20 protein-coding genes are annotated in these 21,104 nt (G+C 61.7%); 11 read left to right on the top strand and 9 right to left on the bottom strand.

Going from position 1 to position 21,104, the window contains the following annotated elements:
* Positions 1–13 precede the first annotated feature (13 nt).
* Entirely contained in the window at positions 14–2,164 is a 2,151-nt protein-coding gene (locus tag G5S42_RS11190) for a serine/threonine protein kinase (RefSeq protein ID WP_176106809.1), read from the bottom strand.
* A 433-nt stretch (positions 2,165–2,597) separates the two neighbouring features.
* Between G5S42_RS11190 and G5S42_RS11195 the strand changes: the two genes are divergently transcribed.
* From G5S42_RS11195 to G5S42_RS11220, 6 genes are all read left to right on the top strand, one after another.
* A complete protein-coding gene (locus G5S42_RS11195) occupies positions 2,598–2,867 on the top strand; it encodes a hypothetical protein (RefSeq protein WP_176106810.1) in 270 nt (89 codons plus the stop codon).
* A 100-nt stretch (positions 2,868–2,967) separates the two neighbouring features.
* On the top strand, positions 2,968–3,255 hold the full coding sequence (locus tag G5S42_RS11200; protein WP_376776873.1) for a hypothetical protein: 288 nt from the start codon (positions 2,968–2,970) through the stop codon (positions 3,253–3,255).
* 195 nt (positions 3,256–3,450) lie between these two features.
* Entirely contained in the window at positions 3,451–3,669 is a 219-nt protein-coding gene (locus G5S42_RS11205; RefSeq protein WP_176106812.1) for a hypothetical protein, read from the top strand.
* 279 nt (positions 3,670–3,948) lie between these two features.
* Positions 3,949–4,158 carry a hypothetical protein gene (locus G5S42_RS11210; protein WP_176106813.1) on the top strand — a complete coding sequence of 70 codons (210 nt, stop codon included), beginning with the start codon at positions 3,949–3,951 and terminating at the stop codon, positions 4,156–4,158.
* A 226-nt stretch (positions 4,159–4,384) separates the two neighbouring features.
* Positions 4,385–4,540: a DUF3309 family protein gene (locus G5S42_RS11215; protein ID WP_013092523.1), complete on the top strand. Its 156-nt coding sequence runs from the start codon at positions 4,385–4,387 to the stop codon at positions 4,538–4,540.
* A 105-nt stretch (positions 4,541–4,645) separates the two neighbouring features.
* Positions 4,646–5,446: an SDR family oxidoreductase gene (locus tag G5S42_RS11220; RefSeq protein WP_176106814.1), complete on the top strand. Its 801-nt coding sequence runs from the start codon at positions 4,646–4,648 to the stop codon at positions 5,444–5,446.
* A 265-nt stretch (positions 5,447–5,711) separates the two neighbouring features.
* Here the strand turns inward: G5S42_RS11220 and G5S42_RS11225 are convergent, their stop codons facing one another.
* Positions 5,712–6,341 (bottom strand): LysE family translocator, encoded by a 630-nt coding sequence (locus G5S42_RS11225; RefSeq protein WP_176106815.1) that lies wholly within the window; start codon positions 6,339–6,341, stop codon positions 5,712–5,714.
* 336 nt (positions 6,342–6,677) lie between these two features.
* Here G5S42_RS11225 and G5S42_RS11230 point away from each other — a divergent pair, with 336 nt between their 5' ends.
* Positions 6,678–7,151: an Lrp/AsnC family transcriptional regulator gene (locus tag G5S42_RS11230; protein ID WP_013092527.1), complete on the top strand. Its 474-nt coding sequence runs from the start codon at positions 6,678–6,680 to the stop codon at positions 7,149–7,151.
* Positions 7,152–7,172: 21 nt separating this feature from the next.
* Here G5S42_RS11230 and G5S42_RS11235 read toward each other — a convergent pair whose 3' ends face one another.
* The 4 genes from G5S42_RS11235 to G5S42_RS11250 form a co-directional block, all read right to left on the bottom strand.
* Positions 7,173–7,961 carry an alpha/beta fold hydrolase gene (locus G5S42_RS11235; protein WP_176106816.1) on the bottom strand — a complete coding sequence of 263 codons (789 nt, stop codon included), beginning with the start codon at positions 7,959–7,961 and terminating at the stop codon, positions 7,173–7,175.
* An 87-nt stretch (positions 7,962–8,048) separates the two neighbouring features.
* Positions 8,049–8,402: a DUF4148 domain-containing protein gene (locus G5S42_RS11240; RefSeq protein ID WP_176106817.1), complete on the bottom strand. Its 354-nt coding sequence runs from the start codon at positions 8,400–8,402 to the stop codon at positions 8,049–8,051.
* Positions 8,403–8,443: 41 nt separating this feature from the next.
* Positions 8,444–8,791, bottom strand: coding sequence for a DUF4148 domain-containing protein (locus tag G5S42_RS11245; protein ID WP_176106818.1), 348 nt, complete (start codon positions 8,789–8,791; stop codon positions 8,444–8,446).
* 380 nt (positions 8,792–9,171) lie between these two features.
* Entirely contained in the window at positions 9,172–10,215 is a 1,044-nt protein-coding gene (locus tag G5S42_RS11250) for an alpha/beta fold hydrolase (protein WP_176106819.1), read from the bottom strand.
* A 374-nt stretch (positions 10,216–10,589) separates the two neighbouring features.
* On the opposite strand from G5S42_RS11250, the gene G5S42_RS11255 reads away from it, so the two are divergent.
* The 4 genes from G5S42_RS11255 to G5S42_RS11270 all read left to right on the top strand — a co-directional run bounded on the left by G5S42_RS11255 (position 10,590) and on the right by G5S42_RS11270 (position 14,161).
* A complete protein-coding gene (locus tag G5S42_RS11255) occupies positions 10,590–11,306 on the top strand; it encodes a cytochrome c biogenesis CcdA family protein (RefSeq protein ID WP_176106820.1) in 717 nt (238 codons plus the stop codon).
* Position 11,307: 1 nt separating this feature from the next.
* Complete coding sequence (locus G5S42_RS11260; RefSeq protein ID WP_176106821.1) at positions 11,308–11,847, top strand: thioredoxin family protein; 540 nt, start codon at positions 11,308–11,310, stop codon at positions 11,845–11,847.
* Positions 11,848–11,999: 152 nt separating this feature from the next.
* Positions 12,000–12,470, top strand: a complete 471-nt coding sequence (locus G5S42_RS11265) for a hypothetical protein (RefSeq protein WP_246391945.1) — start codon at positions 12,000–12,002, stop codon at positions 12,468–12,470.
* Between the two features lie 368 nt (positions 12,471–12,838).
* Entirely contained in the window at positions 12,839–14,161 is a 1,323-nt protein-coding gene (locus G5S42_RS11270; protein WP_176110476.1) for a metal-dependent hydrolase family protein, read from the top strand.
* 60 nt (positions 14,162–14,221) lie between these two features.
* On the opposite strand, the gene G5S42_RS11275 is transcribed toward G5S42_RS11270, so the two are convergent.
* From G5S42_RS11275 to G5S42_RS11285, 3 genes are all read right to left on the bottom strand, one after another.
* The gene (locus G5S42_RS11275; RefSeq protein WP_376776945.1) at positions 14,222–16,372 is read right to left on the bottom strand and encodes a beta-glucosidase family protein; all 2,151 of its coding nucleotides are present in this window, start codon (positions 16,370–16,372) and stop codon (positions 14,222–14,224) included.
* A gap of 331 nt (positions 16,373–16,703) precedes the next feature.
* Positions 16,704–16,946 carry a hypothetical protein gene (locus G5S42_RS11280; RefSeq protein ID WP_176106823.1) on the bottom strand — a complete coding sequence of 81 codons (243 nt, stop codon included), beginning with the start codon at positions 16,944–16,946 and terminating at the stop codon, positions 16,704–16,706.
* Between the two features lie 51 nt (positions 16,947–16,997).
* Positions 16,998–20,498: a YadA-like family protein gene (locus G5S42_RS11285; protein WP_176106824.1), complete on the bottom strand. Its 3,501-nt coding sequence runs from the start codon at positions 20,496–20,498 to the stop codon at positions 16,998–17,000.
* Positions 20,499–21,104 lie beyond the last annotated feature (606 nt).

The following is a 21,104-nucleotide window of genomic DNA, read 5'->3' on the forward strand; positions in this document are numbered from 1 at the left end:
GCTCTCTGACGGATCATGGCTTGGCGGGTTTGGTCGTAATCGGCGCGAAGTCCGCCAATAGACGATCCTGCCCGTATTGGCCGCCGATCTGCTTCAACCGCGTCTCGAGCGCGCGCAGATAATCGGCGCGCGCTTCGCTTTCCGGGCGCAGCTTGTCGAACAGCGGCACCGGGGTCACCACCAGCACCACCATCTCCGAGCCGAACGGCTTCGATACGGTCCAATCGCCCGCATTGCTGCCGATCGTGTACGGACCGCCGTTGGCCTGCATCTGGTTGTCCGGCCACAGACGGCTCGGCACCATGTGCACGACGTGGCCGTCTAACTGGTAGTAGTCGACGGTCGCGAAGGAATCGAACGGAGGCGCTTTCAGGTCGACCACCAGCGAGTCGTTCTCGGTCAGCAAACCGCTTGGCGGTCGCATATGCAGCGACGCTGCCCGTCCCGCCTGCCAGTTGCGCACCAGAAACGGCGCAAGCGTTTTGACGAAGTCGCATTTGTCGTCGGCGAGCGGCCGCACGTCGAGCGAAACCGTATCGACGCCAGGCAGCGCCGCCAAGGTCTCCTTCAGACGCGCGGCGCCGTACCGCTGCGACAGGAAACCGCGCACCGTCAGTGCGTGGTCCTGCACTGCGCCCGATAAAGCCGAACACGGTACCCGGGCAAGCGTGGGCGTGATCGCCGCAAGCGTCAACGCGGGCTTGGGCGCGGGCGCCGGCGTCGCGGTTGCGGCCGCACCACCCGTTGTAGTACTGCCTTCATTCGCGCCAGCCGAAGGCGCTGTCTGTGCGGCATTCGTTGCAGGCGCGACAGCGGACGCCGCAGCCGCGCGATCGACCTGATCGCCCAGCGGTCCCGCCGCCTCGGAACGCGCGGCCTGCTGCCGGTTGGACCCCGAGCGAACAGCGAACACGCCCACCGTAACCGCGCACACGACGGCCAGCGTAGCGAGCCCGGCCCATGCGAGCGACCCGGACTTCTCCGCGCGCGCTTCATTGTCGAACTCGGCGATAAAGCGCACGACGCTCGGCATCCGCGTATTGCGGTCGAACGACAACGCGGCACGCAACGCGCGCCATTGGCGCGCATCGAGATTCGGCGGACGCTGCGGCTTGAACTCGGCATTGCGCGCCTGGGTAGCCGACAGGCGATCGAACGGATGATGTCCGGTCAGCAGCTCGTAGGTGATGCAGCCAAGCGCGTAGATGTCGTCGCGCGGGTCAGGCTCGCGATGCTCGATCATCTCCGGGCTCGCATAGGCCGGCGTCAACGCGCCGAGACTGCCGGGATCGAACACGGTCGCGTCGCTCTCCTCTTCCGGCCGTTGGAATACGCGCGCGATGCCGAAGTCGATCACTTTCACTTCGGCATTGGTGGTCAGAAACACGTTCGCGGGTTTGAAATCGCAATGGACGAAGCCGCGCTCGTGCGCGTACGCGAGCGCCGCGCACATGCCGCGCACGATCGGCAGCGCGGCCCGCACCGGCATCCCCTGATATCCAGGCGTGCGCAGCAGCTGGCTGAGCGGCTTACCGCTCAGATACTCCATCGTCAGATAGACGATCGGCCCGTCGCGGTCGAAGTCGTACACGGTGATGATGTTGCGATGCGCGAGCACCTGCGCCTTGCGTGCTTCGCGCTGCAACGCGACCAGCGAATTCGGATTGCCGCGAAACTGGACGTTCAGAACCTTGATCGCGAGATAGGGCTTGCGGTCCGACGCTTCGAGCTTGCGCAGATCGAGCGCCTTGTACACGGTGCCCATGCCGCCCACGCCGAGGCACTCTTCGAGCACGAAGCGGTTGTTCAGGGTATCGCCGATGCCTTTGATGGTTTCGTGCGCGGTGCTTCCAGTGGTACTCGCGCTGCCCGCGCCGCCCGCGCTCGACGAACGCAGCGGCAGTAGATCGACCGTGGTCTGTATGCCGGTTTCCTCGCCGCCCGCCGCGACGTTCGACACGCGCAGCAGCTCGATGCGCCGCCGCACTTCCAGATAGAGATCGTCGGGCAACGGTGACTTGTGATGCGCGGCGTACAGCGTCTCCAGCAGCCGCGTCGGACCGAGTTGCTCGGTCGCCAACGCGCTGTCGAGCTGCGCGACGAACTCGTCGCGCGACAGCTCGCCGCTCTGGAAGTCGAGAATCACACGCGCAAGGCTAGCCATTTTTGCGAAGCACCGCCGTTGCCGCTGGACCGTGTCGCATGCGACCGACGCCACGCGGGTCGATAGAGAAGCTGTCGTATCCAGTTACATGTGCCGTTTCGATACTAGCTCCCGGTCCGCGCTTTCGCAAACCAGGCAAACCAGGCATGAGCCGCGCGCCGCGCCGCATGGTGTCGCGCGCAATGTCGTGTGCGAGCCAACAGGGTCCGCCGCGATGTCGGACTGCCACCACCGCCGCTAGCGCGTCAACGCGTTTCGAGCGGACCGGCGCGGCGGCCGAACCTCGCACAAAACCCTTATACGACAAGGCTTCGTCGATTTCCTCAGGATACGTGGCCACCACTGGCACAGCCTGTGCATTAGTGATGCCCGAGCAAACGAATTGCTCGAAACCACTCGCGACACTGCGAAAACTTCCTTCAGGAGACTCACCATGAAAACGCTGATGATCAAAGACCTGTCCGTTACCGAACAACTCGACAGCAAGGCCATGAAAGCCGTACGCGGTGGCTACGGCCCCAGCCAGTACTACAGCTTCGCCCCGGTCTATGCGCCGACGAGCATCAAGAACAGCACCACCTCGCAATTCATCAACAACGACCTGAACTTCCAGAACGCCAACGGCAACAACGTTGCGTTCTCCGAGGGCATCGACTCGACGCTCAGCCCGTATGTCGTGTCGAGCAACTCTAACGGCCACTAATGCATGGCGCGGCGAGGCGCCCGCTGTCGCGGGCCGCTTCGCCGCAAGCCATGCATGTCCGCCTTCCATACGTTTTAGGAGAAACGCCATGTCATCCCTCATGATTCGCGATCTGCCCGGCGCGCGCGAACTCGATCGCCGGACCATGTCCGGGATCGCCGGCGGCACCGGCAGCAACGTGCCCATGCCCTCGGGCCCTGGTGGTCTCGGCAGCCTTGCCGGCATCGCCAACGTCAACGTCAATGTCAACGTCACTCAGAATCTGGCTCAACAGCAAATCGTCAATGTCGCAGCGCTCAATGACATCGGCTTTATCGGCTCGGACGTCGTGCTGCCGAAGCTGAAAGTCGATCCGATCCTGGCGGGCGCGAACCTCTCCGCCGTGTAGGCCGAGGCACCAGCGGGGGACCGGGGGTTCCTTCACTGCCGCGACAGCACCACGACCGCGCACGCCGCGAACGGATTTCCTATACTGATAGTGCGTTGAGACCGCAGTAAAACGAATAGCACACTGAACACATTCCGAGCCCGGCGGCCGGAACCCGAACGGGTCTGGCCGCCGGCGCGTTTTTCTGGAGCCGTCATGGCCAAGCTGAGCATCAAGGATCTGACCGAAAGCGTCGAACTCGACCGCGAGGCGATGGCCGCGATCGTCGGCGGCGCTCGTGTCGGCGCGCGGTCGAGTCTCGCCGCGCCGCTGGTGCCGGCCGCGACGCGCGTCGTCGAATACCCGCCGGGCTTTCCGGACGCGCATCTGCGTATCGCGGAAGCCGCTGCGCCGCGCAAAGGGCGACGCCGCTAGCATTGCTCGCGGGGGCGTTTCAGCATCACGGCACGCGCGACGCTGCGCCGCGCCCCAACCTTTCGCACGCGACCCGTGCGACGCGCGCAAACACTTCGACTCGAGATCGCGGTCGTATCCGGTGTGATTCAATGCGGCTATCGCGCGGATCCTTGCCAGGTTTCGCATCGCGGCCCCCGCTCCATTTTGCGGCTCACTTCCCCTACGTTGGCATAGCCCTTGCAGAAATCGAGGCGGGCGCCGCACTGTGCTCGCCTTTTCACGTCAAGGAGAAATGCCATGAAAGCCACTGTGATCATCAAAGACCTGCCACCCGGCGCGCGCGAGCCATCCGACGACAAAACGCTGAGCGCCGAAAAGATGAAGACGTTGCGCGGCGGCCGATCGGTAGTCGTCAAGGTGGACGGTGGCGGCACGGGCACCGTCGACGATTGGGACATCAACACCGCGATCTTCGAAGGCCGCATCAACGGACCCTACCTTCTATAGGACGCGCGACGTGTCCACAATTGGAAAAACGGCACCCGGCTCATGTTCTGAGCGCAATGGGTGCCGTTTTAATTGACTCGCGAATCTCCGCACCGGCGTGCGCTGCCACTGTGATCCTCTTAAAGGATCGGCCCTGGGTACGCGGTTTGCTCTCTAGGGATGACCCTGCGGCCCTGTGGGCAACCTGGGTACAGCAGGTCCCCTTCAACCAGGCGGAGGTCATAACATGCTAGGAACCATTCTTCTCATCGTGCTGATTCTGCTGCTGATCGGCGCTTTTCCGGCGTGGCCGCACAGCCGGGCGTGGGGCTATGGTCCGACCGGCGGACTCGGCATCGTATTGATCGTGGTGATCGTTCTGCTGGTTGCCGGCGTGATATAGGCCACGCGTCGTGGACTGCAACACCAGGCGGGCCGCCGTCTATCCGCGCGATGTCGCGCGCCGGTAGGTGGCGGCTTCGCCTTTCGTCGTTGCCGGAGCACTCAAATGGAAAAGTTACTGGCCAATCAGGTCGCGCTGATTACCGGCGCGAGTTCGGGAATCGGCTATGGCGTCGCCAAAGCACTCGCGGATGCTGGCGCGGCGGTCGTGCTCAATTATCATTCGCACGCGCAACCTGATGAAAAGCTCGCCGACGAAATAGAAGAATCCGGTGGATCGGCAATCGCGATCCAGGCAGACGTATCCAATCCCGCTCAGGTAGCGAACCTCTTCGAGGCGAGTCGCGCGCGCTTTGGCGGCATCGATATCGTGGTCGCGAATGCCGGACTGCAGAAGGACAGCCCATTCGCCGACATGACGCTCGACGATTGGCAACTCGTGCTGTCGACGAATCTGACCGGCCAGTTTCTGACCTGCCAGGCCGCAGTAAAAGAATTCCGCCGCCGCGGCCCGACGACCGTATCGAAAGCGCTCGGCAAGATCATTTGCATGAGTTCCGTTCACGAGGTCATTCCGTGGGCGGGGCGCGTCAATTACGCCGCGTCGAAAGGCGGCGTTCAGATGTTCATGAAATCGTTGGCGCAGGAAGTGGCTCCCGAGCGCATTCGCGTCAATTCGATTGCGCCGGGCGCGATCCGTACGCGGATCAATCAGGACGCGTGGGATTCGCAAGCGGCACTCGACAAACTATTGCAGTTGATTCCCTATGGACGCGTCGGCACCGTGGAAGATATCGGCAAGGCGGCGGTGTGGCTTGCTTCCGATGAAAGCGATTACGTCGTCGGCACGACGCTGTTCGTCGATGGCGGGATGACGCTGTATCCGGGCTTCTCGAATAACGGCTAAAGAACGATACGGGCACGACATACGACACCCCTATGCATCGCAGCCTGGTGCCGTTTCGACTCAGGCACGCGGCCTGCTGACACTCCTGCGTATCCGAACTTAAATACGAAAGGAGATGACATCATGCCTTACCTGATTGGCTGGCTACTCGGCGTTCCGTTGATCGTTCTGATCATCCTGTACCTCATTTTCCATTGATATCGCGCGGTACAGACGATAAGGGTGACGTTGTCCCCGCGGCGGCGGTATGCGGCTCGTTTCGCAGTCAGCGTACCGCCGCCATCAGCGCGCCCATTCCAACCAGCAAGCTACCCATCAGGCGGTTCACGACGCGCAGCCGCGCGGGCCGCTGCAGAACCGTGCGCAGACGGTGTGAGAAGATTGCCGTCGATGCGACGCCCAACGCGAACATCAGCGCAAAAGTACTGGCCAGCAAAAAGTACTGATGATTGGCCGACCAATGCGCTTCATTCGACGAAGTACTGATGAACTGCGGAAAGAAAGACGGAAAGAACAATAGCGTTTTCGGATTCAGGCCCGACGTCGCGAAGCCGCGCCAAAACAAACCGCGTTGTCCGGCTCTCTGGGCCAGAAGCGGCGAAGCCGCGCATGCGCCGCTTCGCCATTGTTTGAAACCAAGATAAACCAGATAAATCGCGCCGGCCCAGCGCAACACGATTAGCGCGCGCTCATCGATCAGCAATAGCGAGTTCAGACACAACGCGGTAAATGCGAGTTGCAGCAATACCGCGCAGGTGCCACCCCATACACAGGGCAATGCCGCGCGCCATCCAGCGCTTAGCGCCTGACTCATCGTAAGAACATTGACCGGACCGGGCGAATAAACGAGTACGGCGGACGCGAGAAGAAACGAAAGATACAACTGGATCGGCATTGGCGAATCAGCAGGCAAAAGAGAGTTGCGATAGACACATGCGGCGACATGCGTCCATGCCCGGCGAGCGCGCCTTCCTGCGTGGGTAACGCCGGAATTCGCCCGCGTGCCGCCTTACCGTGAAGGCGGCGAGACACCGAAAAAGCGGCTTTTGGCCACGGAGGATCGCCGGCGCGAGGCCTGCGGTCCGGGTGGATGTCCCGGGCATGAATGCACGTTGAAAATATACCGGGAGCCCGGCTGGATAGGCTTCTTAAACGCATCCGCTGATGCCGCCTATTCGGAACGATCTTCACCTATAATGTTGTTTCGCAAAATATTCTTCCATCGCCGTTGATGAACACCCGAAACCGCCCGCTCGACGCCCTCGATCGCAAGATCATGCGCGAGCTTCAGAAGAACGCCCGGCTCAGCAATGCGGATCTTGCCGAACTGGTCGGCATGTCGACCACCGCGTGCTGGAATCGCACGCGGCAGCTCGAAAACGAAGGGTATATCCGCGGCTATGTTGCCTTGCTCGATCAGCAGAAGCTCGGTTTCGCGGACGTCGTGCTGCTCGAGGTCACGCTGGACCGCCACGACGAAGATGCACTCGCGCGCTTCGGCGCCGAGCTCGCCACGCTCAGCGAAGTACTGGAAGCGTACCTGGTGTCCGGCGATTACGACTACCTGGTCAAGGTCGCGGTAGACGGTACCGCCGGCTACGAACGCTTCCTGCGCGAAAAGCTCTACAAGATCGCAGGCATTCGCCATAGCCGCTCGATGTTCGCGCTGCGCTGCATGAAGAGCATTCCATCGATCGCAATCTGATTGGTGATCAGACTGCGCGGTTCAATGCGCGGCACGCGAGGCGGCGATGATCGCGTCGGCCACCGCTTGCGGCTGACTCAGCATCGCGACATGGCTCGTGTCGACGCGCGTGATCTTCGCGTCGATGTGCTTCGCCATCTCCAGTTGCAAGGCCGGATCGATCATGCGGTCGCGGCCCGACACCACGAAATACGACGGCTTGTCATGCCAGGCGGCGTTCGTCACCTTGTCGTCGATACAGCCAGCGGCCCACGGCTGCTGCGTCGCCGCGATCAGGCGTTTCTGCGGCAGCGGCAGATCCTGCGCGAAGTCGTCGAGCACCGCGTGGGTCGATAGCGTCAGATAGCCGGCCGAGTCCTTGCGCAACTCGCTAGCCCAGACCGGAGCGGGTTTGTCTTTCGTGATGTCGGCGATGGACTGGCGGTTGTCCGGCGCAAATGCCGCGATGTATACGAGGCTCTTCACCTTGTCGTCGTTGCCCGCTTCGCTAACCACCACGCCGCCCCATGAATGGCCGACCAGAATCACAGGTCCGTTCTGCTGCGCGATCACGCGCCGGGTTGCCGCCACGTCGTCGGCGAGCGAACTCAGTGGATTCTGCACGGCCACGACATGCAGGCCGCGCGCTTCGAGCAACGGGATCACTTTGTCCCAGCTCGACCCGTCAGCGAAGGCGCCATGAACGAGCACGACGTTCTTGCCATTCAGGTCGTCGGGCGGCGCAGCCTGCGCGAACTCCGGGGCCTGCAATGCGAACAGTCCGCCCAGCAACAGAACGGAACCGAGAATTTTTTTCAGCAACGTGGTCATCGTTTTTATCTCGTCAGGTGGGTTAAACAAGGCGTCCGCGCGTCGACATGAATCGATGCGCGCGGACGGCTTGCTCATTTGTGTCGATCACGAATGCGCGTAGATGGAACCGAGGCCGACGACGTTGGAGCCGTCATATACGCGATCCGCCGCCGCATGCTTCATCGGCACGTGCGAGCCCGAAGCCGAACTGCCGTTCGCGACGCCGCCGTAGGCGGTAGCGTCCTTGCCCGCGCTGACACGCGCTTCTGCTGCCTCGATGTTCCGCGGGTATTGCGCGTTGTCACTAGCCGGGTTGTAGCCGGCCTTTTCCAATTGAACCAGCTCCGCACGAACTTCAGCACGAGTGAGCGCCTGTTGCGGTTGCGATTGCGATTGCGCGAACGAAACAACGGGAGCAGCGACGAGTGCAGCGACGATCAGCGATTGGACGAGTTTCATGAGTCTTCTCCGGGGTATCAGAACATTCAGCGATCAACGAATCAGGAGTGCGCGTAGATCGAGCCAAGGCCGACAACGTTCGAGCCGTCGTTGGCTCCATGCGCAGCCGCATGCTTCATCGGCAGATGCGAGCTGGAAGCCGAGCTTCCATTCTCGACACCGCCGTAAGCGGTAGCGTCCTTGCTGGCGCTGACCCGCGCTTCTGCTGCCTCGATGTTCTGCGGGTATTGCGCGTTGTCACTAGCCGGGCTATAGCCGGCCTTCTGCAACTGGACCACCTGCGCGCGAACTTCAGCGCGAGTGAGCGCCTGTTGCGGTTGCGATTGCGCGAACGAAACAGCAGGAGCGGCGACGAGTGCGGCGACGAGCAGCGATTGAACGAGTTTCATGAGTCTTCTCCGGGTATCAAACCATCAGGGATAAGGATTGAGCGGAACACAAAGCCATCAATGCAGATACACTGTCATGCCCCGCCTGATTCACACGCAACGTTGTGAATCAACCTTGCGTGAAGACATTAGAACGCTCCAACGTATCTGCAATGTTTTCGTCACCCCCCATTTCTGCAAGCGTGTTTGTCTGCGTACGCCGTTGATACATTGCGATACAAAACCCCGCTTCCGAACATGCGGCGCAGTGCCAGCGTCGCATGCGTCTTGCGAGTTGCGCGCGTGCTGTAAATGGCCCGCCCATGAAAAAACCCCGGCAGCCGTGCGTTCAGCTGCCGGGGTTCTGTTTAGCAGAGAAAAGCCGGCGAGCGCCGGCTCGATCAAAGGCGCGTGACGTCGAGAATCGCATCCGCGAAAGCTTTCGGCGCTTCCTGCGGCAGGTTGTGGCCGATGCCGCCGCTGATGTTGCGGTGCTGATACCTGCCGGTAAACTTCTTCGCGTATGCAGCGGGCTCCGGATGCGCGGCGCCGTTCGCATCCCCTTCGAGCGTGATGGTCGGCACCGCGATCGTCGGTCCGGTGGCGAGGCGCTTTTCGAGTTCGTCGTATTGCGGCTCGCCCTGCGCGAGTCCAAGACGCCAGCGGTAGTTGTGAATCACCACGGCAACATGGTCCGGGTTATTGAACGATTCTGCGGAGCGCTCGAACGTGGCATCGTCGAAATTCCATTTCGGTGAGGCCGTATGCCAGATCAGCTTGTTAAAGTCATGACGGTTCGCTTCATAACCCGCGCGGCCACGCTCGGTGGCGAAATAGAACTGATACCACCACGCGAGCTCGGCCTTCGGCGGCAACGGCGCGCGGTTAGCCTCCTGGCTCCCTATCAGATATCCACTCACCGACACCATCGCCTTCACGCGTTGCGGCCACAGCGCGGCGACGATGTTCACGGTGCGCGCGCCCCAGTCGAAGCCGCCGAGCACGGCCTTGTCGATTTTCAGCGCGTCCATCAGGTTGATGATGTCGACCGCGACCACCGCCTGTTGACCGTTGCGCGGCGTATCGGCCGACAGAAAACGCGTGCCGCCGTAGCCGCGCAGGTAAGGCACGATCACGCGGTAACCGGCCGCCGTCAGCAACGGCGTTACTTCGGCAAAGCTGTAGATGTCGTAAGGCCAGCCGTGCAGCAGAATGACCACCGGTCCGTTCTGCGGACCTGCTTCCGCATAGCTGATGCTCAAGGTGCCTGCATTTATCGAGCGAATGTTCTCGAACGACGCCACGTGCGCGCCTGCTTTCGCATTGCCGGCCGTGTCGGCCGATTGCGCATGCGCGAGCCCGCTCAGCCCCAATTCGAGCAGGCTGATACCCGCAACCGCCGTTCCGAGAAAGCGGCGGCGACGGCTATTGATCTGATCCGACATGGTTGTTCTCCTTCAAGCAAGGCTTGGATACGGAATTGATCGGGTCCGCTCGCGTGCGATATCGCGCAGCCCCCCGCTTGAGATGAATGGTGACAGCGCAGGCCGCCGTCACCAAGAGCAACTAAGTTCACGCATCGTTGCTTTACGGGCAACGCATCAATCGTAGTCGACTAATCACATGCAGGACGCGCTGATCACGCATTCCACCAGCGCTGCAGCCACCGCAGCGCGCATCGACTCGTCAGCCGGTTTGTGTCGCAATGTATCTGCGCCGTGCGCGGACACACAACATTGCAACCGCGCCCGATCGCCGACATAAACCAGATACGCGTGGGCGTTCCAATACGGTCATCCCAGCCAACGGAACGCCCATCATGCACAGTACCCTCGAAACTCCGCTCGCCCTGCTCGCCGGGTTGCTGACGATTGCCTCTCCCTGCGTGCTGCCGGTGATGCCGATCCTGCTCGGCACTTCCGTCGAACAACCGAGCCGTACGCGGCCACTCTTCATCGTTGCCGGCTTCATTCTGACCTTCGCGTCTTTCGCGCTGCTATTGGGCGCTGTGTCGAGCACCGTGCACGTCGCGCAACAGGTACTGCGCAATACCGGCATCGCGTTGCTCGCACTGTCCGGACTTCTGCGTATCTGGCCGCGCCCCTACGACTGGCTCGTCGCGCAACTGCAAGGACCGCTCGACCGGATCGGCGCGGCCATTGCGCCGGGCACTCAGCCGGGCAGCGGCAACGCGGGTGGATTCGTGCTCGGCATGTCCCTCGGCGCGGTATGGACGCCCTGCGCCGGCCCCGTGCTCGCGTCGATTCTCGTGCTCGTCGTTAAGGCTCAGGACCTCGGTTGGTCGGCCCTGCTGCTCACGCTGTATGCGATCGGCGCAGCGATTCCAATGCTCGCGATCATCTATGGCGGACATTACGTGACGCGTCATGTACGTGTCGTCTCGCGTCACGCAGCGCGTCTGCAACAGGTATTCGGCGTACTGGTGATGCTGACCGCACTCGCCATCTATTTGCAGTACGACGTGCTGCTGTACGCGCGGCTCGCCGGCCTTTTTCCCTCACTCAAAGGACTTTGACATGACTACCCGATTGAAAAGCTTCGCACTGTCCACCGCGTTTGCCGCCTGCGCGTTGATCACGGCGAGTACGGCCGCGATCGCCGCGCCGCAGGAAAGCGGGCCGCCCGCACCCGAGCTCACAGGCATCACGCAATGGCTCAATAGCGAGCCGCTCAAATTGCAGCAGTTGCGCGGCAAAGTAGTACTCGTCGACTTCTGGACCTATAGCTGCATCAATTGCGCCAACACGCTGCCTTACGTGAAAAGCTGGAACCAGAAGTACAAGGATCAGGGGCTCACGGTGATCGGCGTGCATACGCCCGAATATCCGTTCGAACGCGACACCGGCAATGTGAAGACCGCGCTCAAGCGGCTCGGCATCACCTATCCGGTTGCGCAGGACAACCAGTACGCGACCTGGAATGCGTATAACAACCAGTACTGGCCCGCCTTCTATTTGATCGACAAGCAAGGTCATATCGTCTACTCGCACTTTGGAGAAGGCGACTATGCGCAGACCGAAGCCAGGATTCAGGCGCTGCTCGCGCAGAAGACCTGACGAAGCGATCCGTCGGGATGACGCTGATCCCCGACGATCAGACTATATCGAGCTGTGATCGCACGAGCCCGCCTGACCCGAACCGTGCGGGTCAGGCGGGCTTCTCTTCGTCCACGAAACCCTGCACGAGCGTACTCGTCGAGACTTTTCCAATGGTACTATCGGCTGTCATTGCCTTCATTGTCCTTCTGGCCATCGATCTGCGCATGACCTCTTCTCAGGAGAACCAACCCATGTCAGTACCGTCGCGGCTGTACAAAGTGGTTATTGGTAGCTTGCTCGTGCTGGGAACAATGGGCGCTCACGCGGCCATCAACCTTGGATTCCTGAGCGATACGCCGATCAGTCTGATGCGGCAAGCGGACATCGCGTCGATCCAGTCCGCAGTGAATCAGGCGCTCGATACCAAGCAGGATGGCGAATCACTCGACTGGACGAACGACGCTACGCGCAACAGGCCTCGTGTCCACGCGACCATCACACCCTCACACACGGTCAAGGAAGAGGCGCGAACATGCCGGGTCGCGGCAATCGACCTCAGTGCAAGAGGACAAACGATGCATCTCACTCCGCGATTCTGTCGGTCCGGTTCGGACAATTGGGAATTTCAGCGCCGGCACTGAATACTCGAAGATTGCGCATCGACCCGTTAGGCGGCCCTGCCGCGCTACGCCAGCTCGTCGCATCGCGGCCTTAGTTCGACCGATCATTTCCGCACTCGGCTCCCGCATTTGCCATCATCGTTCGCAGCAGATACTTTGTGCTGGCTTGACTCTCACGTCGCCAATTGTGAACTGTAGTCAGACGGCGGGTTTGATGCACCGTGGTCCACGTAATGGGGTGAGCTATGCCTTCAGGAAAGTATCTTGGCAATAAAATAGTCAGTCCATCTTCCTCATGTCTTTGTGACAAGTCACAAGTGCAATATGCAAACCGCCGTATTAGCGCCGACCTGTCGCGCCGCGGTTTTGTCACTGGTCTCGCCGCCTCGATGCTGAGTCTCGTAATGCCCGGGCTCAGCAATGCCCAAACCACCGTGCCGCCAGCACCGCCCGCGAAGCCGGTGCTGTTCACGAACTTCCGTTTGTTCGATGGCAAATCGTCGACGTTGCGTGACGGCCTCTATATGGTTGTCGAGGGTGACAGCATCAGCCAGTTGGGTCGAGGTCAACCGGCTTCGAGCGACGGCAAAACGCTGGTCGATTGCGGTGGCAAGGTGATGATGCCCGGCATGATCGACATGCACTGGCATGCGCTGCTCGCGGCGGTGCCGGTTCAGGTCATCCTTCAATCGGACATTTCACTCGTTCATATCGCGGCAAGCGCTGAAGCGGAACGCACGCTACTGCGCGGCTTCACGACGATCCGCGACGCGGGCGGCCCGTCATTCGCGCTGAAGCAGGCAATCGATAGCGGCATGATTTCCGGACCGCGCATCTATCCGTCCGGCGCGATGATCACGACCACCGGCGGTCACGGCGATTTCCGCGCACTGACCGATCTGCCGCGCACCAGCAGCCAGGTCACCCAATTGGAGCGGGACGGTGGCTTCGCAATCGCCGACACCGAAGACGAAGTCCGCTTGCGCGTGCGCGAGCAGTTCATCCAGGGCGCGACGCAGATCAAACTGGTCGGCTCCGGTGGCGTATCGACGCCGCGCAGTCCGCTCGACATGCTCACCTTTACCGAAAAGCAGTTGCGCGCGGCCGTCGAAACAGCGGCCGACTGGGGCACCTATGTCCTCACGCATGCGTACATGCCAGAAGCGGTTCAGCGCTCCGTTGCGGCGGGCGTGCAGTGCGTCGAGCACGGTCATCTGATGGACGACAAGACTGCGGCGTTGATGGCGAAGAACGGCACGTGGTTGAGCACGCAGCCGTTCGTCAACGAAGACGACGTGGGCCCGCTCGCCCCACAGAGCCGCGAGAAATTTCTCGAAGTGATTGCGGGCACCGATCGCGCTTTCAAACTCGCGCGCAAGCATGGCATCAAGGTCGCATTCGGCACGGACCTGATCTTTTCGCAGACCGTGGCCGCAGGGCAAGGCAGGATGCTCACGCATATGAAGCGGTGGTACAACGGAGCCGAGGCATTGACCATCGCAACGGGCACCAATGGACAACTACTCGCGCTGTCCGGGCACCGCAATCCGTATCCGCGCAAGCTCGGCGTACTCGAAGAAGGTGCATACGCCGATCTGCTTCTCGTCGATGGCAATCCGCTCGAGAATCTCGACCTGATGGCTAACCCGGAGCAGAACCTGCGGATCGTGATGAAGGATGGAAAGTTCTACAAGAACACGCTGAAAGCGTAATCGGCAATACAAGCGGGCGCGCAACTTCGCGCGCCCGCGATCGCTACGACGTCACACTATTTAGCCGTGCCCCTGCAGACGGATGTCGCGCGACGATGCGCCGACGTACACCGTGCTGCCCGGCACATAGAGCCAACGGTTGTTCGTGGTATCCCACACGCTCTGCATGCGCTGCGTCACGACCACGTGCACGCGACGCGATTCGCCCGGGTTCAGACCAACCTTGTCCCAGCCGACGAGACGCCGCGGCGGCTCACCCTGATACGGCACGCCGAGGTACACCTGCGGCACTTCGGCACCGGCGACGCGCCCATCGTTACGCACGTTGAACGACACATCGATCAGACCGCCCGGCAGATGCTGAACCGATAGACCCGAGTACGCGAAGTGCGTGTACGACAGGCCGTAGCCGAACTCGAACATCGGCGTGATGTTCTGCGAGTCGTACCAGCGATAGCCCATATCGAGCTTCTCGGAGTACACCGGGTTCGCCGCAAACGCGCCATTCGTGCCCCACGTCGGCGTGTCCTGGTCGTGCACCGGGAACGTGACGGGCAGCTTGCCGGAAGGATTGACCTTGCCGAACAGCACGTTCGCAATCGCGTTGCCGCCACCTTCGCCCGGATACCATGCTTCGACGATCGCCGACACGCTGTCCTTCCACGGCATCAGCACAGGGTTGCCGCTTTCGACGACGACGATCGTATGCGGATTGGCCGCCGCAACCGCTTCGACGAGTGCATCCTGGTTGGTCGGATTCGCGAGGCCCAGGCTCGGCAGATCGCCGATATCCTCGCCGGCCGGCTGCGCGACCACGACGATCGCGACGTCGGAGTTCGCGGCCAGCGTTGCTGCCTGGGTGATCTGCTGCTGCGTATAGGCGGCAAACGGCGACTGCTGATCGCTGTTGCCGGCGAAGGTCACCGTGGCCTGCGGCGCGAGCGCCTTGATCGCCGACACGATCGGGGTGTTCAGCTTCAGCCACGGGTTGGTCCACCAGCTGCAGCCCGTCTCGGTGCCGAACGTCAAGCCGCCGCAACCGGCGAACGCGCCCGTCACCGGATCGCGGGTGTTGCCCGAACCGCCGCCCGTCAACACCGCCGCGTCAGCGTGCCCGCCGATCACCGCGATACGCGACAGCGAACCGGCGGACAGCGGCAACTGATTGCCAGCGTTCTTCAGCAGTACCATCGACTGCTCTTCGACCGACTGCGTGAAGGCTCTCGCGGCCGAGAAGTCGATGGTCGCGCCACCCTTCGGCGGATCGTCCATCACGCCCGTGCGGATCATCACGTACAGCTTGCGCTCGACCATGTCGTCGAGGCGCGCGGTCGACACCGAGCCGTTCGCGATTGCCTGCTTGACCAGCGTGGGCGTCAGATAGACGGTCGAACCGACGTCCTCTTCTTCGTCGAGACCGGCATTGATCGCGGAGGCAGTGCTATGCGTCGCGCCCCAGTCCGACTGCACCTGACCTTCGAAGTGCCAGTCGTTCTTCAGTACGTCGTTGAGGATGTGCGAGTTCTCGCAGGCATAGGTGCCGTTGACCTCGTTGTAGCTGCACATCACGCTGCCCGGCTGCGCGCGGCGCGCGGCGATTTCGAACGGCAGCAGATAGAGCTCGCGCATCGTGCGCTCGTCGATCTGGCTGTTGCCGCCGCCGCGGTTGTGTTCCTGCTCGTTGCCCATGTAGTGCTTGATCGTCGCGATGACCTTCTGGCTTTGCGTGCCGTCGGTGCGTTCGGCGAGCATCTCACCGGCGAGCACCGGATCTTCGCCGAGATACTCGAAGAGCCGGCCACCGCGCGGCTCACGCGCGAGGTTGGTGCCACCGCCGAGGCCCATGCCGAAGCCCTGCTGACGCAACTGAATCGCGATCTGCTTGCCGAAGTTCCACGACAGCGCGCGGTCCCAGCTCGCCGCCACCGCGAGCGTCGCCGGGAAGGTCGTCGATGGCTGGTTGGTGCTGCCCGAACCGGTGGCTGAGTCGACCATGTTCAGGTCGGGAATGCCGAGACGCGGCACGCCCTGAATGTAGCCCGCGCCGCCGCCCGGCACGGCGGACATCGCGTACTCCGAATGAATGAACTGCAGTTTTTCGTCGATCGTCATCTTGTTGACGAGCGTTTCCGCGCGCCGATGCGCGGCCGCCGACGCGAACGCGTTCAGCACCGTCGACATGGGTGCGAAGTCGAGACCAGGAGTGGGCATTTCCGCGTGCGCAGCAGCGCTCACGGCCGCCGCTATCGCGACGGCCGGCCATAGTTTCTTCTGCATAGGTGTCTCTCCGAAATTGTGCTCTTCTTGGGACAACGGAGCGCGTCGAGTGGGTGGAAAGCGGACGCGAAAACAGGCATGCAGCGATGACTGCAAACGTTTGCCTGTTGGAAGAAGAATCGGGGCAACTGGATGGGCTGTAGCGACTCTCCGTGGTGGGTAATGTAAGAATGTAGTCTGACTACAGCATCGGTAGTTCTACTAATGCCCGCAATTTTATGCGTAATGGGGCGTAAAGCCTTTTCTTACATAATTCAATTGAAAGTTAATGAATCAAGTTGAATAGCGCGCCAGCAATTTCTTTCCGGTCTTTTATTGGAAATTCGGCCGGAGAAAATATTCCTGATGTTGGCCGCCCAATTTCGCCGGGCGGAATCCGCATGCTTGCAAATGCCTCGGCTTCGAATTGCTCGAGCGGACTCGTATCGATTACATAACGACGCACCACGTAATCATTGAAATCCCGTTGAGAAGCCCCCCAAAAAAAACGGGCAGGATGTTCGCACATCCCGCCCGGTTCCGCTTCTTTCGTTAGTCTATCCGTGTGCCGTTCTCCAGTTTAGAAGACGAAGCCGGCGCCGGCGCCGACGGCGAACGAACCCGCGGTGGTGGTCGAGCCCGAAGCCTTGATGATCCATTTGCCGTTACGCGTGAACGTCGACAAACCGACGGCAACTGCGGATTGGCCTGCATACGTTCCGCCTGCGACGGCTACGATGCTCTTGCCCGCGGCAGGAGCCTGGGGCAGATTGGCCGTGGCGATCGCCGCTGCCGAGCCGGAATATGACTTCTTCGCGATACTGTCGATCGTGCTGTTCAAGTCGTTGAACCGCATGTCGGTGTAGTTGTTGGCCTGCTGCACGCCCTGCGCAACCGAGCTGTTCATCTGACCGACATTGACCGCGTCCGTGTCCGCCGTACCCGCTGCAACGTTGGTGATCTGACGCTGCTGCGTGGCCGAACCCACCGACACCGAGTTGTCGCGATCCGTCACCGAACCCTGACCCAACGCCACCGAGTTCGCATTGGCAGCCTGCGAGCCCGTGCCGATCGCCGTCGAGTTGACGCCGCTTGCCGCTGCGTTGGCGCCGACTGCCGTCGCGTTGTCGCCCGAGGCTGCCGCGCCCGCTCCGGCCACCGTGCTGGCCGCACCGCTACCCGGCGCTGCTGCGTTGACCACCGCGTCGTTGCCGCCGCCCGAAGACGAACCATTCGAGGCATCAGAATTCGAGCTGCCCGGCTGGACGTTGGACAGCTGGCTGCCCAGATTCCACACCTGCCCGTTAAGATCCGTCACCTGATCCTGCAACGCCGACAACTGGCCGAAGTTCACCGCGTCATACTGGCTCGAGCCGTTGGCCACGTTGGTCAGGATCACCGGACCCGTGCTCTGGCCTCCACCCAGCGTCACGGCACCGAAGTTCACCGAGCCGTCAGCGCGACGGTCGTACTGCACCGCGGCCGACAATTGCGTGCCGACATCGCCCACCTGGGTCTGCAGCTTCGTGATGTCCTCCGTGTTCTGCGTCGTGCGACCGTCGAGGTTCGTGACGGCATCGCCCACGCTGTGCACCGTCGCGCCGCCTACGCTGTAGCTCGGTGCGCTGAGCGTACCGTCTGCGTTCACGGTCGAACCGCCGCCCAGTGCCTCGGCCGTGCTCGATGCCGCGCCGTACAGCTGGCCGCCATTGATCGCATCCACGCTCGATGCGTTCACTGCGCCATTCGCCACGCCCGTCACCGTGCGGTTACCCGCCGCGCCCGCCACGTTCACCACCGTGCCGTCCATGTCCTTCGCTACCGTGATGTCGCGCGTGTTCGCGTCCTGCTGTACCAGACCCACCGTACCTTCGGACAACTGATTCTGCACGCTCGCGATGTTGGTCGCGTTCTGCGCAATGTCGCCCGTGTTCTGCGTCGTGCGACCGTCGAGGTTCGTCACGGCTTCGGCCACGCTGTACACCGTCGTGCCATTCACGCTGAACTTCGGCGCGCTGATCGAGCCATCCGCAAGCACGATCGAACCACCGCCCAGCGCCCGGGCCGTGCTCGACGCCGTGCCGTACAACTGGCCACCGTTGACCGCGTCCACGCTCGATGCCCGCACTGCGCCCGCAGCCACCCCCGTCACCGTACGGTTGCCCGCCGTGCCTGCCACGTTGATCGCCGAACCGTCAGCGTCTTTTGCCACCGTGATGTCACGACTGGTTGCGTCCTGCTGGACCAGACCCACCGTGCCTTCGGACAACTGGTTCTGCACGCTCGTGATGCTGGACGCGTTCTGCGCGATGTTGCTGGTGTTCATTGCGATGTCAGTTGCATTCAGCGCGATATCACCCGCGTTCTGCGCAATGTCGCCCGTGTTCTGCGTCGTGCGACCGTCGAGGTTCGTCACGGCTTCGGCCACGCTGTACACCGTCGTGCCACCCACGCTGAACTTCGGCGCGCTGATCGAGCCATCCGCAAGCACGATCGAACCACCGCCCAGCGCCCGGGCCGTGCTCGACGCCGTGCCGTACAACTGGCCACCGTTGACCGCATCCACGCTCGATGCCCGCACTGCGCCCGCAGCCACCCCCGTCACCGTACGGTTGCCCGCGGTGCCCGCCACGTTGATCACCGAACCGTCAGCGTCTTTTGCCACCGTGATGTCACGACTGGTTGCGTCCTGCTGGACCAGACCCACCGTGCCTTCGGACAACTGGTTCTGCACGCTCATGATGCTGGACGCGTTCTGCTCGATGTTGCTCGTGTTCTTTGCGATGTCAGTTGCGTTCAGCGCGATATCGCCCGCGTTCTGCGCAATGTCGCCCGCGTTCTGCGTCGTGCGACCGTCGAGGTTCGTCACGGCTTCAGCCACGCTGTACACCGTCGTGCCACCCACGCTGAACTTCGGCGCGCTGATCGAGCCATCCGCAAGCACGATCGAACCACCGCCCAGCGCCCGGGCCGTGCTCGACGCCGTGCCGTACAACTGGCCACCGTTGACCGCGTCCACGCTCGATGCCCGCACTGCGCCCGCAGCCACACCGGTCACCGTACGATTGGCCGCCGTGCCTGCCACGTTGATCACCGAACCGTCAGCATCTTTCGCCACCGCGATGTCGCGGGTGGTTGCATCCTGCTGCACCAGACCGATCGTGCCGTTGTCCAGCCCGTTCGTGATGTTCATAACGTCACCGGCAATGTTCTGAATGTTGGCCGTGTTCTGCGTGGTACGGGCATCGACGTTGGCGAACGCGTCACCCACGTTGTCGACCGTCGTACCGCCCACGCTGTACGCAGGCGCCTTGACGGAACCGTCGGCATCGACCGCAGCACCGCCGCCGAGCGCGGTCGTCACGCCCTTGAGCTGCGACACGACGACCGCGTCCGAGTCTTGCGTGCCGGCCGCAACATTGGTGATCTGGCGCATGGCCATCGCACTGCCAACCGACACCGTATTTTCGCGGTCGGCGATCGAACCCGAGCCCAGCGCCACGGAGTTTGCCGCGGTCGCACTCGTACCGGTACCGAAGGCGATCGAGTCGGAACCCGAAGCGATCGAGTTCGAACCCATCACCACCGCACCAGCAGCGGAGGCGGTATTGTTCAGACCGATCGCAATGCCAGCGGTCGCACCGTACATGACAGTCGACCGGCCCAGCGCCACCGACCAGTCCGCCGCTGCGATTGCACCAGGGGTCGAGCCGTCGTGGCTGCCGCCACCAGCGGCGAACGAACCCGTGCCGATTGCCGTAGTGTCGTTACCAAAGGCCGCGCTGCCCGCACCCGTCGCGGCCGCGTTCGAGCCGACCGCAGTGGAGCTATCGCCTAAAGCGAATGCAGCATCGCCGGAATCCGCACCGATTGCCACGGAGGACGGGCCCTCCGCAAAGCCGCTACCCGCCGCGTACTGCGCATGCGCGAGAGGCGCAATTGCGCTCGTCGCCAGCAACGCCGCACCCATCAGACTGACTGCTTTCGACTTGCCGCGCTTGCCACGAGTCTTCGAGTTTTCACACGCAGCTACCCACGAACCCAGGGCTTCGTTCCAGACGCTGATATACGACTTGTTCATGATCCTATCCCTATCAAGGTAATGAAAATAGATTTGCGGCGAATCGCCACCCGAAAATCACGGAAATTAACCAGATACAATTAAATCGTTACCATTAAATACAGAACACACAGAATTCCCGTTGCCTTCGAATCTTTGAAACTGATTTCATCTTAGATTTTTGGGATAGGATAAAAATAGGACCGATCCGAATCGTCGATCGAGTTCAGCTATTAGATCTATTTGAAAAATCAATTTAATACCAAGCACCCTAAAAATCGCTTGGCGGCTGCGCATAAGAGGTTTTAAGAGAAAACTGCGATTTTTGCGAAAACCGGTAACTGGTGTTTTTTTACAACCTGCGATAGACACGCAGGCTTAAACAAGCCTGCGTGTCCGCTGCACTGAAGAAACGCTGGATCGCCCGACAGCGCGAGCGGGAACGCCATCCGCGAAAGCACTCGGCTCGCCCTGCATGAAAAAATGGCGGGACGACGCTCATGCGGTTGATGGTACTGGCGCCGAGCCTATCTCAAAATTCGGATTCTCCCGATATTGATAGCCCGTTGCGCCCCATAGACTGAAAGCTCCTTATACCGGGTTGTGTAGCGAGAAAGAGAATCCCTT

The organism is Paraburkholderia youngii, assembly GCF_013366925.1.
Taxonomy (GTDB): domain Bacteria; phylum Pseudomonadota; class Gammaproteobacteria; order Burkholderiales; family Burkholderiaceae; genus Paraburkholderia; species Paraburkholderia youngii.

Bases quoted from the DNA above. Each gene is read 5' to 3' on its own strand.
- G5S42_RS11190 (WP_176106809.1), bottom strand. From the start codon at position 2,164: ATGGCTAGCCTTGCGCGTGTGATTCTCGACTTCCAGAGCGGCGAGCTG.
- G5S42_RS11195 (WP_176106810.1), top strand. From the start codon at position 2,598: ATGAAAACGCTGATGATCAAAGACCTGTCCGTTACCGAACAACTCGAC.
- G5S42_RS11200 (WP_376776873.1), top strand. From the start codon at position 2,968: ATGATTCGCGATCTGCCCGGCGCGCGCGAACTCGATCGCCGGACCATG.
- G5S42_RS11205 (WP_176106812.1), top strand. From the start codon at position 3,451: ATGGCCAAGCTGAGCATCAAGGATCTGACCGAAAGCGTCGAACTCGAC.
- G5S42_RS11210 (WP_176106813.1), top strand. From the start codon at position 3,949: ATGAAAGCCACTGTGATCATCAAAGACCTGCCACCCGGCGCGCGCGAG.
- G5S42_RS11215 (WP_013092523.1), top strand. From the start codon at position 4,385: ATGCTAGGAACCATTCTTCTCATCGTGCTGATTCTGCTGCTGATCGGC.
- G5S42_RS11220 (WP_176106814.1), top strand. From the start codon at position 4,646: ATGGAAAAGTTACTGGCCAATCAGGTCGCGCTGATTACCGGCGCGAGT.
- G5S42_RS11225 (WP_176106815.1), bottom strand. From the start codon at position 6,341: ATGCCGATCCAGTTGTATCTTTCGTTTCTTCTCGCGTCCGCCGTACTC.
- G5S42_RS11230 (WP_013092527.1), top strand. From the start codon at position 6,678: ATGAACACCCGAAACCGCCCGCTCGACGCCCTCGATCGCAAGATCATG.
- G5S42_RS11235 (WP_176106816.1), bottom strand. From the start codon at position 7,961: ATGACCACGTTGCTGAAAAAAATTCTCGGTTCCGTTCTGTTGCTGGGC.
- G5S42_RS11240 (WP_176106817.1), bottom strand. From the start codon at position 8,402: ATGAAACTCGTCCAATCGCTGATCGTCGCTGCACTCGTCGCTGCTCCC.
- G5S42_RS11245 (WP_176106818.1), bottom strand. From the start codon at position 8,791: ATGAAACTCGTTCAATCGCTGCTCGTCGCCGCACTCGTCGCCGCTCCT.
- G5S42_RS11250 (WP_176106819.1), bottom strand. From the start codon at position 10,215: ATGTCGGATCAGATCAATAGCCGTCGCCGCCGCTTTCTCGGAACGGCG.
- G5S42_RS11255 (WP_176106820.1), top strand. From the start codon at position 10,590: ATGCACAGTACCCTCGAAACTCCGCTCGCCCTGCTCGCCGGGTTGCTG.
- G5S42_RS11260 (WP_176106821.1), top strand. From the start codon at position 11,308: ATGACTACCCGATTGAAAAGCTTCGCACTGTCCACCGCGTTTGCCGCC.
- G5S42_RS11265 (WP_246391945.1), top strand. From the start codon at position 12,000: ATGGTACTATCGGCTGTCATTGCCTTCATTGTCCTTCTGGCCATCGAT.
- G5S42_RS11270 (WP_176110476.1), top strand. From the start codon at position 12,839: ATGCTGAGTCTCGTAATGCCCGGGCTCAGCAATGCCCAAACCACCGTG.
- G5S42_RS11275 (WP_376776945.1), bottom strand. From the start codon at position 16,372: ATGCCCACTCCTGGTCTCGACTTCGCACCCATGTCGACGGTGCTGAAC.
- G5S42_RS11280 (WP_176106823.1), bottom strand. From the start codon at position 16,946: ATGTGCGAACATCCTGCCCGTTTTTTTTGGGGGGCTTCTCAACGGGAT.
- G5S42_RS11285 (WP_176106824.1), bottom strand. From the start codon at position 20,498: ATGAACAAGTCGTATATCAGCGTCTGGAACGAAGCCCTGGGTTCGTGG.